We start from the raw sequence: 13,188 nt of genomic DNA, 5'->3' as shown, positions 1-13,188 counted from the left end.
TTGTGCCTCAGTCATTGGCCACCCAGCCTTTGACCACCTGGGCCACGCGCTTGGAGTCGGTCTTCACGGCTTCACGCGCCATCCGCAGTCGTTCCTCATATGAATCCACCGGCAGAGCGAGCGCATCCGGTCCGCCCAGGCTTGCCCGGTCGGTGCCCAGCGCTGGCAGCGCAATGCCATCGTCATCGACCAGCTGCACATCCGCCGTATGCGGCTCCAGCGCCTGCTCGTCTGCCTTCCTGCTCTGGCCGGTGATCGCGCGCAGCGCCGGGCGCAGCACGCCGAACAGCAGCGCCAGCACCACCACCGCCCCCAGCAGCATGCGGCCGGCATCGTGCACCCACGGCAGCTCCCACCAGGCCGGGCCTTGTTCGGGCGTGGTCTCGCGCACGAACGGGGCATTCATCACCGACACGGTGTCGCCACGCTCGGCGTTGAAGCCAACGGCCTGCTTGACCAGCGCCTCGACGCGGGTCAGTTCGGCGGCCGACAGCGGCTGCGGGCTCATCTTGCCGTTGGCGCCGGCGCGCGGCACGTTGTCCACCAGCACCGCCACCGACACGCGCTTGATGCGGCCGGCCGGCTGGCGGGTGTGCTGCAGGGTGCGGTCCAGCTCGTAGTTGCGGGTGGCGTTCTTGCTGCTTTCGGTCGGGGTCTGCGCGGTGGCCGGCGCGGCCTGCTGGCCCGGCGGACTGTTGCTGGTTGCACCCGGCACGCCCTGCGGACCCGGCGTGCTGGTGGTGTTCTCGCTCATCTGCTCGCTGCGCAGCTTCTGCGGTTCACCGTTGTAGAGCTCACGGGCTTCCTCGGTCACCGAGAAGTCCATGTCGACGCTCACTTCCGGGTTGACGCGGCCGGGGCCGGTCATCGGCTCCAGCAGTTCGCGGATGCGCTGGTTGAAAGAGGTTTCCTGGCGCCGCACCTGCTCGAACTGCGCGGCGTTGACCGCCGCCTCGCTGTTCGGGTCGGTGATGCTGAGCATGCGCCCGCTTTGGTCGACCACGGTCACCCGTTCCGGCGCCAGGTCCGGAATGCTGGCCGCGACCATGTGCACGATGGCGTCCACCTGGCTGCGTTCCAGCTGCTGGCCGCCCCGCAGTTCCAGGGTGACCGAGGCGCTGGCCACGTCACGCTGGCGGGTGAAGGCGCTGGGCTTGGGAATGGCCAGATGCACGCGTGAATCACGTACCGGGCGCAGCGTGTTGATGGTGCGCGACAGCTCGGTTTCCAGCGCGTGCTGGTAGCGCGCGCTTTCCACGAACTGGCTGACGCCGAAGCCCGGGTCGCGTTCCATCAGCTCGAAGCCGAGCTTGCCACTGTCGGTCAGGCCGGAGCCGGCCAGCTTCAGGCGGGCGTCGTGCAGGTTCTTTTCCGGCACGGTGATGCCACCGGTGGCCGGATCGAGCGCGAACGGAATCTGCGCGGCGCGTAGCAGGTCGGTCGCCTCAGCGGTCGCCTTCTGGTCCAGGCCGGTGTACAGCGGGACCATGCCCGGCTTCTGTGACCAGAAGAACACGGACAGGCCTGCCGCCACCGCCACCGCGATCATCGCCATCAGGCCCAGCCGACGGGTGATCTGCAGACTCTGCAGGCGGTCGAACCATTGCCCGGCCTTCTCGGCGTTCAGGCTGTCCTTGGAGAGCGTCAGTGCCATGCGTCAATGTTCCTTACAGCGGCATGTTCATCACGTCCTGGTAGGCCTGGACGAGACGGTTGCGGACTTCCACGGTGGCGCGGAAGGCGATCTGGGACTGCTGCGAGGCGACCATCACCTTGGCCAGGTCGGCGCTGGGGTCGCCCATTTCAAAGGCCTTGGCGAGGGCGCCGGACTTCTGCTGCGCATCGTTGACGCCGGCAATCGCACCACGCAGGGTTTCGGTGAAGCTGGCCGGCTGGGCCTGCGGCGCGTCCAGCACCGTGCCCGGCAGGGCGTTGCTGCGCGGCGTTTCGCCCAGCGGGTTGAGCGCCGGCTGCCCCATCTGGGTCTGATAGGAGCGGATCTGCGAAAGGATCGAAGTGACGGAGTGGGACATCTGCAACGGTTCCAGAAACAGGGATGGGGTTGTCTGCTGGAGCAGGTGCAAGTGCCGTGCCGAAACCGGTTTTCGATTCAGTGAAGTGAGGAGGTTGGGTGTGCGTGCGGGGTTGCACCCCGCTCCCCGCAGTAGTGCCGGTCGCTGGCCGGCAACCTCAACAGCAACAGCTGGGCTTTCCGTGGGATGGCGGTGTGGGTCCGGTTGCGGGGGACGCCGTAAACCCGTCCTTGGGGGCTTGGCCGCGGCATCCATGCCGCGGACACCCCCGCAACCGGACCCGCCCCGCTTTCGACAGTGGGCCGCGATCTGTTGGAACCTGCTGCTGTTGGTGGGTGCCGACCGTTGGTCGGCACTGATCGGATGGGGTCAGAGCCCGTTGCGACGCAACGGGCTCTGGCCCCATTGAAGGCGCCATTTATCCGGCGTCGGTTTTCTGGCCTACGGCTGCAGGGTCCAGTGGCCGGAATTCTGGCGCTGGCGCGGCGCGATGGGGCCGTCGTGCTGGGTGTAGATGAAGCGGCCCTGGCGGTCGCTCTGGCAGGTCAGCAGCAGGGTGTAGTGGGCGGGACCGGCCGGGTGGGCCTCGGTCATCAGGATTTCCGCGACATGCGGGGCCAGGCGCTGGTAGCGGTAGCTGCCGCCGATGCGCAGGTCGGTGCCGAGGATATCCAGCACGTACTGGTTGCCGGTGAAGCTGACCTGCACCATGCGTCCGGCGTTCGGATTGTCCGGCGCATACAACGGGTCGCTGAGGTTGGTGAAGTGGCGCTGGTCCAGTGTGACAGGCAGCGTGCAGTTGGCCGCGGTGGCCAGGGCCGGGCAGAGCAGGGTGGCGAGCAGGGCGAGGCGACGCATGGTGGAACCTCCTTGGGGGTGTCCTCGCCATGCTCCGCACTGCGGCGGTGTTGTCTCTAGGAAAACGTGCAAAAGCAATGGGGTCAGATCCCTTTCCTGGGGAAAGGGATCTGACGCCCGGGCGACCGCGGGCGCCAAAAACACCAACGCCCGGGCAAGCCCAGGCGTTCGTGCCCCCTTCATGCTGGCAATGCGTTTCAGCCGGCCAGTTCGGCCTGCTCGCGCTCGATGCCGTACTTGCGCAGCTTTTCCACCAGGGTCGTGCGGCGCAGGCCGAGCAGCTGGGCCGCGTGGGCGACCACGCCCTGGGTGCGTTCCAGTGCTTCGTTGATCAGGCCCAGTTCGATGTTGGCCATGTGGTTGCGCAGGTCCATGCCTTCGTCGGGCAGCGCCGCCGGTGCCGCCGGGCGATTGACGGCAATGCCGTGCTCCAGTGCCGGCTGGTTGCCGCTGCCCGGGGTGTGGAAGGAGAAACTGCGCAGGTCCAGGCGTTCTTCGCTGGCGGCCGGCTGTGCCGGTGCCGGCGTGGCGGCCAGTGCCGCATCGCCACGGTAACGGGCCGGCAGGTCCTGCACGCGCACCGAACCCCCCGGATGCAGCACCGCCAGGCGCTCGACCAGGTTGGTCAGCTCGCGCACGTTGCCCGGCCATTCGTAGCCGGCCAGCGCCTGCAGGGCTTCCGGGGTGAAGCGCACTTCGCCACGGCCAGTGCGGGCCAGCTGCGCGGCGATGGTTTCCACCAGTGCCGGCAGGTCTTCGCGACGCTCGCGCAGCGCGGGTACTTCAATCGGGAACACGTTGAGGCGGTAGAACAGATCCTCGCGGAACTTGCCCTCAGCGATGCGGGTCTCCAGGTCGCGATGGGTCGCGGCCACCACGCGCACGTTGCAGCGGATGGTCTGGTTGCCACCCACGCGCTCGAAACTGCGCTCCTGCAGCACGCGCAGCAGCTTCACCTGCATCGGCAGGCTCATGTCGCCGATTTCGTCGAGCAGCAGGGTGCCGCCCTCGGCCATTTCGAAACGGCCCTTGCGCGCGGTGAGCGCGCCGGTGAAGGCGCCCTTCTCATGGCCGAACAGTTCGCTTTCCAGCAGGTCGGCCGGAATGGCGCCGCAGTTGATCGCCACGAACGGTCCGTCACGGCGCGGCGAACGCTGGTGGATGGCGCGCGACACCACTTCCTTGCCGGTACCGGATTCACCCAGCACCAGCACGGTGGTATCGAATGCGGCCACCTGCTCGATCATGGTGCGCAGGGCGCTCACTGCCGGGCCGTTGCCGGTGGGTCCCTGGTCCTGCGCGGCGCCGGCCTGATGCTCGGCATCCAGGCGCTTGAGGCTGGCGCGGCGCAGCAGGGCTTCCATCTGCGCGTGGCGCAGCGGCGTTTCCAGCGGCCAGATATTCGCTTCATGCAGCCCGTGCTGCTGGGCAAACATTGCGGCATCACCATCGGCCAGCAGCACCGGAGGCGGCAGGCTGCTGCCGCCCAGCCAGTTGTACAGCGCGGTGCTGGCGGGGCTGTCGTCCAGGCTGCCGACGATCACCGCCATCCAGTCGTTCTGGCGCTGCCGGCCCAGGTCGAAGTCGGCCGCGTCGGAGACCCAGCGCGGATTGAAGTCCATGAATTCCAGCAGGGCAACGGTGCGCTCTGCGCGCACGGCGTCGTTGTCCAGCACCAGGATGCGCGATTCACTCACGACTGTTCCTCCCTGAGGCCTTCCAGGATCGGCATGACTTCCTGGATGTAGGACAGCTTGCTGACAAAGTTGTCGGCACCGGCACGCAGCGCGTGTTCGCGGTGCTCGGCGTCGTCGAAGTGGCTGGCGATCACGATGTACGGTGCATCGTCCTGCGACTTGATCAGGCGGGTGGCCTGCAGGCCGCCCATCTCCGGCATGGCCAGGTCCATCAGCACCACCTGCGGGCGCAGCGTTTCCGAGCGCTCGATCGCTTCCAGGCCGTTGCCGGCACTGCCGACGATCTGCAGCCAGTCGATCTTGCGGAAATGGCGCATCGCCGCGTTGATGAAGCCCTCGTGGTCATCGACCAGCAGGACCGTGAGCTTGTTCATGTCCAACATCCTTTTCAGCCCACCCGGGCCAGCTGCGGTTGCCTGGCGCTGAGCCGGCGCCGTTCGCGGGCCGGGGCGATATCCAGTTGTTCTCGGTATTTTGCGACGGTTCGGCGGGCAATGTTCACCCCCTGGCGTGACAGCAGGCCGGCAATGGCCTCGTCGGCCAGCGGACGGCCGGCGGGCTCGGCGTCGATCAGGCGGCGGACCATGGCTTTCACCGCCTGGCCGGAGACGCTGGCGCCTTCCAGGCGCACCGCGAAGAAGTGCTTCAGTTCGAAGGTGCCGCGCGGGGTCTGCAGGAACTTGCCGGTGGTGATGCGCGAGACGGTGGACTCGTGCATGCCGATTTCCTCGGCCACTTCCTTCAGGGTCAGCGGGGCCATCGCCTCTTCGCCACGCACCAGGAAGGCGGCCTGGCGCTCGACGATCACACGCGCGGTGCGCAGCAGGGTGTCGTAGCGCATCGACAGGCCGCGGCTGAACCAGCGCGCCTCCTGCAGCATCTCGCGCAGTGCCGGCGCGGCTTCGCTGGTTTCGGCCAGCGCCTGTTCGTACTGGCTGTTGATCGAGACGCGGCGGCTGGTGGCCGGGTTCAGTGCCACCTTCCACTGCCCATCGGCATGCCAGGCGACCACGTCCGGTACCACCACCGCATTGCGTTCGGGCAGCAGGCTGTCGCCGGGGCGCGGCTGCAGCGAGAGGATCAGGCGCACCGCCTCGCGCACGTCGTCGATCTCGGCGTCGTGCTGGCGGGCGAGGGCGGGGTAGTCGTGTGCGGCCAGTGCCTCGAGCGCGCCATCGAGGATGCGGGCGGCCAGGTGACGCGCGGGGACCACGCCGTGCAGGCTGCGCAGTTGTGCCTGCAGGCCTTCGCGCAGGTCCTGCGCAGCCATGCCAGCCGGTTCACCGTGCAGCAGCTGCTGGCGGATGGCCTCGACGCCTTCGGCGGCGATGTCGAACTGGGCGCTGGCCAGCAGCTGCAGCTGCGCCAGTGGCGCCTGCAGGTAGCCGGCCTCGTCGCAGTGGTCGAGCCAGAACGCGGCCACCGCCAGTTCGCTGTCGTCCATGTCCAGCGCCAGGCGCTGCAGCACGCGCAGCTGAGGGTCGGTCGACTCACCGGCGGCAATGCGCGCCATGCGGTCGTCGTCGCCGTCCTGCCAGCTGGCGCCGGCCACGTCCCACATCGAAGACTCCGGCAGCTCGTCGAACGCGGCGGTTTCCAGCGTGGTGGCGCTGACCTCGGTGGCATCAGCGGCAGGCGCTTCGGCCTCTTCGATCTCCAGCAGCGGGTTGGAGTCCAGCAGGCGCTGGATTTCCTGTTCCAGGTGCAGGCCATCAAGCTGCAACAGCCGTATCGACTGCAGCAGCTGCGGGGTGAGGTGAAGTTGTTGGCCCAGCTGGGTCGAGAGTGCAGCCTTCATCGTGGTTCCCCGGCGCCGCTCCCCGGCGCCTTGTGGAACGCATCTTGCTTTTGATCCGGCGTGGGCGGAATCGGGGGGTTCCTGAGGGGATTCGTGGTTGTCCCGACAGGATGTAGGGGTTATCCCTACATTGGCTCGGGATATTGACGAAACGGGCCGCCAAGTCATTGATTCGTCGTGCCGACGCGGCGGGTTTTGCAGCGGCCGGTGTACGGATTCCTGTCAGGGAATGTCGGGGTGACGGGAATTCGTCGCCGGTGCAGTGCCGGGCAGGGGTCAGATCCCTTTCCTGCAGAAAGGGATCTGACCCCATTGGCAGGCAATCACTCCAGCTCGTGCTGGTGGCGCGCGGCCAGCAGCAACAGGTCATTGGCGCGGCGGCAGCCCAACGACTCCATCATGCGTGCGCGATGGGTTTCCACCGTCTTCACGCTGATGCCGAGGTCCGCAGCGATTTCCTTGTTGCTTTCGCCCTTGCCGATGCGGCGCAGGATCTCGCGCTGACGCGGCGACAGCGCGGCAATGCCGGTAGGCTTCTCGCGGCCCAGCATGGGGGCCAGCATCTTGGCCGAGATCTGGGGACTCAGGAACACCTGGCCGGCATGCGCGGCGCGCAGCGCCAGTTCCAGCTCCTGCGGTGCTGCATCCTTCACCACGAACCCGACCGCACCGCGATCCAGGGCGTCGCGCACATGGGCGGCATCGTCGTGCATGGTCATCATCACCACCCGGGTGCCCGGGGCGCGCAGGCGGATGTCGCTGAGCGCTTCCAGGCCGGTGCGGCCCGGCAACGAGAGATCCATCAGCACCACATCCGGCGCATGCTGCAGGGCCAGCTGCAGTGCCTGTTCGGCGTTGCTGGCCTCGGCGACGAGCTGCACGTCGGCAAACCCCTGCAGCAGCCGCGCCAGGCCGGCGCGGACGAGGGTGTGATCGTCGACGATGAGAACTCGCACAGGCACGCAACAGATCCGTGTAGGGGAGTCCACCTTAACTTAGCTGAACGGGCGCGCCAAGGCTTGCCCGCCAAGCGTGATGGTGGCAGCTTTCAGCGCGCCCGGCGCGCCTCGGCCACCTGGCGGCGGTGCAGTCGGAACAGGTGCCGTTCCATTGCCATTTCCAAGCCGTCGCCCAGGCGCTGGAAGCGCAGCCACAGGAAGTGGCCGCCGCTGCCGTCGGCTGCCTCGGCGATCACTTCCACCGGCAGGTCGATGTGGTCGGGCAGCCAGTCGCTGGGCTGCAGGCGCACCACGCCGGCCTGCCCGGGGCTGGCACCACTGCGCGGGCCCAGCTGCAGGCGGATGCCACGGCGCGACCAGCGCACCGGGCGCAGGGGCAGTTCCAGGCCCTGCTGGCGCACCAAGCGGCCGAGCAGCACCATCGCCAGGTCCAGCTTGGCTTCAAGGCGTTGCAGCTGCAGGGTGGCCTCGTTGCGCTCGTCGTGCTCGTCAACACGGCTGTCTTCGACCAGTGCCAAGCTGCGCAGCAGGCCTTCGGCACCGCTGGTGCGTCCGGCCGCGCTGCCCGCCTGGAACTCGGCCGGCAGGGCCAGCTCGCAGCTGAGCGTTTCGTCGAACAGCTCGCTTTCGGCAGGATGGTGCAGCGACGTGGTCGGCAGCTGGGTCATGCCAGCGATTCTGCCTGCAGGTAGGCATGGGCGGCGCGAAGAGAGCGCTGGCCGTCATTCATCAGTGCGGCTGCTGCATCGCGGCGCTGGCGCAGCAGGCCCAGAAGGCTCTGCTGGCGCTCGAACAGCGCGCTCAGCGGCGCGTGGTCCGCAGCGGTCAGCGGCTGGCTGAGCAGGGCATGCAGGGTGCTGTCGTGCCCGTCGAGCAGGCTGTCGGCCTGGTCCAGGGCGTCATCGCCCAATGCCTTCTCGAAGGCATCCAGCTGCGCGTGCAGTTCGGGCAGGCTCATGGCGCCACCGCGGCCGGGCGGCGCTGTTCGTGCGGGATCGCGTTCCAGGCGCTGTCGATCTCGCCCAGCAGCTGCAGCGATTCATCCAGCGCGGCGCGGTCGTTGTGCAGGTTGGCTTCGGTCAGGCGCTGCAGCACGTAATCGTACAGGGCCGACAGGTTGCCGGCGATCTCGCCGCCGGCCTCATGGTCCAGCGAGCCGTTGAGGTGGCCGACGATCGCGCAGACTTCGCCGATCGCCTTGCCCTTGCCGGCCTGGTCGCCGCGCTCGAGGCTGGCCAGGGCGCGACGCACGCGCTCCAGCGCGCCGGCCAGCAGCATCGCCACCAGCTTGTGCGGATCGGCATCGGCGACCGCACTGGTCACTCCCACCTGGCGGTACTGCTCGGCATATTGACGGCTGGAACCGTACATTCGTGATTCTCCTTGCGCGGGGTGCCGTCGGGCGATCGTGGGGATCGGTGCCGGCGGCGCGGCGATGATTGCTGTTGCGTCCGTTATCGGTGCATTGCGCGGCAAACTTGAGTGCCACGCACGCATCGTCAGCGGTTCAACTGTGCCAGCTGCTGCTGCAGCGCCGTGTTGCTCTGCTGCAACTTGCCCATCAGGCTGTCCAGCGCGATGAACTGCTTCTTGTAGCGCTCTTCCACGCTCTTCATCCGCGTGTCGAGATCCTTGCGGCGCTTGTCGATGTTGTCCAGCGTGGTGTTCAGTCCCTTGGTCCGCGCGACGAACGCGCCTTCCTTGCCGACCGTGGTGCTGACATAGCCGTCGACCAGCGTGTACAGCTTGCCGGCACCGCCGGTATCTCCGGTGATCGCCTGGCGCATCTTCTCCGGCTGGCTGGCCAGTGCGGCGGCGAACTTGGTGGTGTCCAGGATCAGCGTGCCGTCGGCATTGGGGTAGCCGCGGGTATCCAGACCGATCGCCTTGGCATCGAGCTTGTCACCAGCCAGGTCCTTGAGCACGCTCGACATCACCGAGCGCAGTTGGCTGGTGGCGCCGCGCATCTGCGCATCACCGGTCAGCGTGGAGGCTTCCTTGGTCTTGGCGTCGTACTTGGTTTCGGTGTTGATCGCCGCCAGTGCGGCGTTGTAGGCGGTGACGAACTCCTGCATCACCTTGGTGGCTGCCGCAGTGTCGGTGCTGATGGTCACCGTGCTGGTGCCCGGCATCTTCAGGTTCAGGGTCAGGCCCGGAACCGCATCGGCCACCGTATTGCTGGCGCTCACGACCTTCACGCCATCGATGGTCAGCTCGGCGTCGGCGGCGGCGGTGTTCTGCTTGAGGCTGTTGACCAGTCCCCCCAGCTTGGCGTCGCTGCCTGCGTATTCGAGCTTGATCGCGTTGGCGGCACCGGTCTTCTCCTGGGCGATCGACAGGTACTGGTTGTCGCCGGAGCTGATCAGGGTGGCCTGCACGCCTTCCTTGCGGCCAGCCGCATCGATCTTGTTGCGGATGGTGGTCAGCGTGTCGCCGTCCTCCACCTCCACGTTCATGGTCTTGGCCTTGTCGCCCACGCCAACGGTCAGCGTCAAGGTTCCGGCAGCAAACGTGTCGGTCTTGGGTACCGAGGTATCGGCGATCAGTTTGTGCGCGGTGGCCAGCGAGGTGACATTGACGACGTGCGTGCCATTGGAGGCGGCAGCCTTGGTTGTGCCGACGTCATACAGCGCGACCGACGCCGTCAGGATCTCGTCGGTGCCCTTGTCGCCGCCTTTGCTGGCGGTCACGGTGCGCGTGTCGAACGCCGTGGTGGCCTTCAGTGCGGTCAGCGCCGTCTTCAGCTTGTCGAAGGCCGAGGTGATGGTGCCGATCGACGACAGCTGCATCTTGGCCTTGGACTGCTGCAGGTTCAGCGCATTGTCGGCGGGCTTGCGGTCGGCTGCGACCAGCTGGTTGACGATGTCCGAGATGTTGAGCCCCGAGCCAATGCCACCGTATCCAAAGTCTGCCACGTCGTTTCTCCTGGTATCCGGGCCCGGCCGTCGTGCGGTGGCCCGTCGTCAACGAAAATAGCGGCCTGCGCCGCTGGGTCTTGAGGACTTCGTTGATGCACGTGCCGTGCCAACGCCTGGCGCAGGTTCTGGCACGCGGGTTGCAGGAGGGCTGGGGCAGGGCGCGGGTGGGTTCACCGCGGGCTGCCGGGAGTCTGCAAAAAGCCCTCCCCCAATGCAGGGGAGGGATCAGACTACTGACAATCGGGGGGAGACGAAGCCGCCCGGTACGTACAGTCAAAGGTACAGCGCTGAAAGAGAGGTCCGCAGGAGCGGGCGATGCCAAGCCGGTTCGGGACTCATCCCGGGCCGGGCATGGCCCGCGCCTTCGTGCATCGTGGCTTCCCGGTTGCCGCTACCGTCGGTTCGACCCGACGGTAGCGGCGCCTTCTTGCCGTGGATCAGCGCAGCAGGCTGAGCACGCCCTGCGGCACCTGGTTGGCCTGGGCCAGCATGGCCGTACCGGCCTGCTGCAGGATCTGGGTGCGGGTCAGCTCGGCGGTTTCCTTGGCAAAGTCGGTGTCCTTGATGCGGCTACGCGATGCCGACAGGTTTTCCGACGAGGTCTGCAGGTTGGCCACCACCGAGGTGAAGCGGTTCTGGATCGCACCGAGGTCGGCGCGGGTGCTGTTGATCGCACCCAGGGCCTTGTCGACCACTTCCATCGCCTGCTGTGCACCCTTCACGGTGGACACGTCGATCTTGTCGGCGAACTTGGCGGTCGGCGCGGCACCTGCGGTGAACCCAGCGATGGTGCTGCTGAAGGCCGTGAAAGCACCGGCATTGTTGACGCTGTCCTTGACCGAGGTCAGGGTGAGCGCGCCGGCCGCGTCGGCTTCGGCATAGACGCCGGTCTCGCCGATCTTGGCATTGATCGCGGTTGCGACGGCCTTGCCGGCTGCCGCGGTGTTGGCGGCCGCATCGCCGACGCTCTTCACGGTCATCGCGTCGAAGTTGACGACGGTGCCCTTGCTGTCGGTGATGGTGAACGCGGCAACAGCGGTATCAACGTTGTCGGCACCGGTGACGGCAGCAGTGGCCGTGGCGAACTGGGCACCACCGAGGGCGTTGGCCTTGGCATCGATGGTCTTGTCGATGGCGATGGCCTGGCCGGCATTGGCGCCGACCTGGAACAGCTGGCTGGAGAAGGTGCCGTCCAGCAGCTTGGTGCCGTTGAAGTCCGACTGCTTGGCGACGCGGTCGATTTCCGAGACCAGCTGGGTCACTTCGGCCTGCAGCGCCTTGCGGTCGCTGGCCGAGTTGGTGGCGTTGGCGGCCTGCACCGACAGCTCGCGGACGCGCTGCAGATTGTTGCCGATTTCGGTCAGCGAACCTTCGGCGACCTGGGCCAGCGAGATGCCGTCGTTGGCGTTGCGGATGGCGACGTCGGTACCGCGGATCTGCGTGCCGAAGCGCTCGGAGATCGCCAGGCCGGCGGCGTCGTCCTTGGCGCTGTTGATGCGCGAACCGGAGGACAGGCGCTGGATGGTGGTGGCCAGCGAGCTGCCGCTGGTGCTCAGGTTGCGCTGAGCATTCAGGGACATGGTGTTGGTGTTGATGACTTGTGCCATGGTGCATTTCCTTTGGCGAAGGTGGAACGTGTTTCAGGATCCGGGCGCGGCGTCATGCAGCGCCCGGAGGTCGATCAGTAAGCGGATCAGCGCAGCAGGCTGAGCACGCCCTGCGGCACCTGGTTGGCCTGGGCCAGCATGGCCGTACCGGCCTGCTGCAGGATCTGGGTGCGGGTCAGTTCTGCGGTTTCCTTGGCGAAGTCGGTGTCCTTGATGCGGCTACGCGAAGCCGACAGGTTCTCCGACGAGGTCTGCAGGTTGGCCACCACCGAGGTGAAGCGGTTCTGCACGGCGCCCAGGTCGGCACGAGTGCTGTTGATCGCACTCAGGGCCTTGTCGACCACTTCCATCGCCTGCTGGGCGCCCTTCACGGTGCTGACGTCCAGGTTGCTGGCGTACTTCGCGGCCGGCGCTGCAGCAGCAGTGGTGGCGGTGAAGGTCGGTGCGGTAGCGCCGGTCCAGGTGCCCACCGATGCGGTGATGGCCTTGAACGAACCATCGGCGTTGACGCTGTCCTTGACCGAGGTCAGGGTGACGCCAGCGGTGCCGTTCACTTCGGCGTAGACACCGGTCTCACCGATCTTGGCGTTGATGGCAGTCACCAGCGCCTCGCGGGAGGCCTTGCCGGTGGCAGCGGCGTCGGCACCCTGCTTGACATCGACGTCGGCGATGGTCACGCCATTGATCTGCAGGCCAGTGACCTTGAGGTCGGCGTTGGTGCCCGGGTCGGCCAGGGCCAGCGAGTTGGTGTCGAACTTGGCGCCGCCCAGGGCGTTGGCCTTGGCATCGATGGTCTTGTCGATGGCGATGGCCTGGCCGGCGTTGGCACCGACCTGGAACAGCTGGCTGGAGAACGAACCGTCCAGCAGCTTGGTGCCGTTGAAGTCCGACTGCTTGGCGACGCGGTCGATTTCCGAGACGAGCTGGGTCACTTCGGCCTGCAGGGCCTTGCGGTCGCTGGCCGAGTTGGTGGCGTTGGCGGCCTGCACCGACAGCTCGCGGACGCGCTGCAGGTTGTTGCCGATTTCGGTCAGCGAGCCTTCGGCGACCTGGGCCAGCGAGATGCCGTCGTTGGCATTGCGGATGGCGACGTCGGTACCGCGGATCTGCGTGCCGAAGCGCTCGGAGATCGCCAGGCCGGCGGCGTCGTCCTTGGCGCTGTTGATGCGCGAACCGGAGGACAGGCGCTGGATGGTGGTAGCCAGCGAGCTGCCGCTGGTGCTCAGGTTACGCTGAGCATTCAACGACATCGTATTGGTGTTGATGACTTGTGCCATGAGGAGAGGTCCTTGAGCGGTTGCACGTGAGTTGGGTCAGA

13 protein-coding genes are annotated in these 13,188 nt (G+C 67.1%); all 13 read right to left on the bottom strand.

The window, feature by feature from the left end:
- Window positions 1–7: 7 nt before the first annotated feature.
- Window positions 8–1,654, bottom strand: coding sequence for a flagellar basal-body MS-ring/collar protein FliF (fliF, locus tag AC5P7X_RS12220; RefSeq protein ID WP_049412900.1), 1,647 nt, complete (start codon window positions 1,652–1,654; stop codon window positions 8–10).
- A gap of 13 nt (window positions 1,655–1,667) precedes the next feature.
- Window positions 1,668–2,033 carry a flagellar hook-basal body complex protein FliE gene (fliE, locus tag AC5P7X_RS12215; protein ID WP_005409552.1) on the bottom strand — a complete coding sequence of 122 codons (366 nt, stop codon included), beginning with the start codon at window positions 2,031–2,033 and terminating at the stop codon, window positions 1,668–1,670.
- Window positions 2,034–2,474: 441 nt separating this feature from the next.
- The gene (locus tag AC5P7X_RS12210; RefSeq protein ID WP_053498604.1) at window positions 2,475–2,891 is read right to left on the bottom strand and encodes a hypothetical protein; all 417 of its coding nucleotides are present in this window, start codon (window positions 2,889–2,891) and stop codon (window positions 2,475–2,477) included.
- A 197-nt stretch (window positions 2,892–3,088) separates the two neighbouring features.
- Window positions 3,089–4,588 carry a sigma-54 dependent transcriptional regulator gene (locus AC5P7X_RS12205; protein ID WP_495214891.1) on the bottom strand — a complete coding sequence of 500 codons (1,500 nt, stop codon included), beginning with the start codon at window positions 4,586–4,588 and terminating at the stop codon, window positions 3,089–3,091.
- On the bottom strand, window positions 4,585–4,962 hold the full coding sequence (locus AC5P7X_RS12200; RefSeq protein WP_005409556.1) for a response regulator: 378 nt from the start codon (window positions 4,960–4,962) through the stop codon (window positions 4,585–4,587). Before AC5P7X_RS12200 ends, AC5P7X_RS12205 begins: the two co-directional genes overlap by 4 nt.
- Before the next feature lie 14 nt (window positions 4,963–4,976).
- Window positions 4,977–6,386 (bottom strand): RNA polymerase factor sigma-54, encoded by a 1,410-nt coding sequence (gene rpoN / locus AC5P7X_RS12195; RefSeq protein ID WP_053498600.1) that lies wholly within the window; start codon window positions 6,384–6,386, stop codon window positions 4,977–4,979.
- Window positions 6,387–6,709: 323 nt separating this feature from the next.
- On the bottom strand, window positions 6,710–7,342 hold the full coding sequence (locus AC5P7X_RS12190; RefSeq protein ID WP_005413261.1) for a response regulator: 633 nt from the start codon (window positions 7,340–7,342) through the stop codon (window positions 6,710–6,712).
- 92 nt (window positions 7,343–7,434) lie between these two features.
- Complete coding sequence (locus AC5P7X_RS12185) at window positions 7,435–8,013, bottom strand: PilZ domain-containing protein (RefSeq protein ID WP_069138606.1); 579 nt, start codon at window positions 8,011–8,013, stop codon at window positions 7,435–7,437.
- Window positions 8,010–8,303 carry a hypothetical protein gene (locus AC5P7X_RS12180; protein WP_005416446.1) on the bottom strand — a complete coding sequence of 98 codons (294 nt, stop codon included), beginning with the start codon at window positions 8,301–8,303 and terminating at the stop codon, window positions 8,010–8,012. The genes AC5P7X_RS12185 and AC5P7X_RS12180 overlap by 4 nt, the downstream gene beginning before the upstream one ends.
- Window positions 8,300–8,716 (bottom strand): flagellar export chaperone FliS, encoded by a 417-nt coding sequence (gene fliS, locus AC5P7X_RS12175; protein WP_005416447.1) that lies wholly within the window; start codon window positions 8,714–8,716, stop codon window positions 8,300–8,302. The genes AC5P7X_RS12180 and fliS overlap by 4 nt, the downstream gene beginning before the upstream one ends.
- A 128-nt stretch (window positions 8,717–8,844) precedes the next feature.
- Window positions 8,845–10,260, bottom strand: coding sequence for a flagellar filament capping protein FliD (gene fliD / locus AC5P7X_RS12170; RefSeq protein ID WP_005416448.1), 1,416 nt, complete (start codon window positions 10,258–10,260; stop codon window positions 8,845–8,847).
- Window positions 10,261–10,700: 440 nt separating this feature from the next.
- Complete coding sequence (locus AC5P7X_RS12165) at window positions 10,701–11,870, bottom strand: flagellin (RefSeq protein WP_495214889.1); 1,170 nt, start codon at window positions 11,868–11,870, stop codon at window positions 10,701–10,703.
- Between the two features lie 86 nt (window positions 11,871–11,956).
- On the bottom strand, window positions 11,957–13,147 hold the full coding sequence (locus tag AC5P7X_RS12160; protein WP_372486338.1) for a flagellin: 1,191 nt from the start codon (window positions 13,145–13,147) through the stop codon (window positions 11,957–11,959).
- Window positions 13,148–13,188: the final 41 nt, after the last annotated feature.

Source organism: Stenotrophomonas sp. YJH_SMC_53, from assembly GCF_059369995.1.
This window is presented reverse-complemented; position numbering and strand designations above follow the sequence as displayed.

Bases quoted from the DNA above. Each gene is read 5' to 3' on its own strand.
- fliF (WP_049412900.1), bottom strand. From the start codon at position 1,654: ATGGCACTGACGCTCTCCAAGGACAGCCTGAACGCCGAGAAGGCCGGG.
- fliE (WP_005409552.1), bottom strand. From the start codon at position 2,033: ATGTCCCACTCCGTCACTTCGATCCTTTCGCAGATCCGCTCCTATCAG.
- AC5P7X_RS12210 (WP_053498604.1), bottom strand. From the start codon at position 2,891: ATGCGTCGCCTCGCCCTGCTCGCCACCCTGCTCTGCCCGGCCCTGGCC.
- AC5P7X_RS12200 (WP_005409556.1), bottom strand. From the start codon at position 4,962: ATGAACAAGCTCACGGTCCTGCTGGTCGATGACCACGAGGGCTTCATC.
- rpoN (WP_053498600.1), bottom strand. From the start codon at position 6,386: ATGAAGGCTGCACTCTCGACCCAGCTGGGCCAACAACTTCACCTCACC.
- AC5P7X_RS12185 (WP_069138606.1), bottom strand. From the start codon at position 8,013: ATGACCCAGCTGCCGACCACGTCGCTGCACCATCCTGCCGAAAGCGAG.
- AC5P7X_RS12180 (WP_005416446.1), bottom strand. From the start codon at position 8,303: ATGAGCCTGCCCGAACTGCACGCGCAGCTGGATGCCTTCGAGAAGGCA.
- fliS (WP_005416447.1), bottom strand. From the start codon at position 8,716: ATGTACGGTTCCAGCCGTCAATATGCCGAGCAGTACCGCCAGGTGGGA.
- AC5P7X_RS12165 (WP_495214889.1), bottom strand. From the start codon at position 11,870: ATGGCACAAGTCATCAACACCAACACCATGTCCCTGAATGCTCAGCGC.
- AC5P7X_RS12160 (WP_372486338.1), bottom strand. From the start codon at position 13,147: ATGGCACAAGTCATCAACACCAATACGATGTCGTTGAATGCTCAGCGT.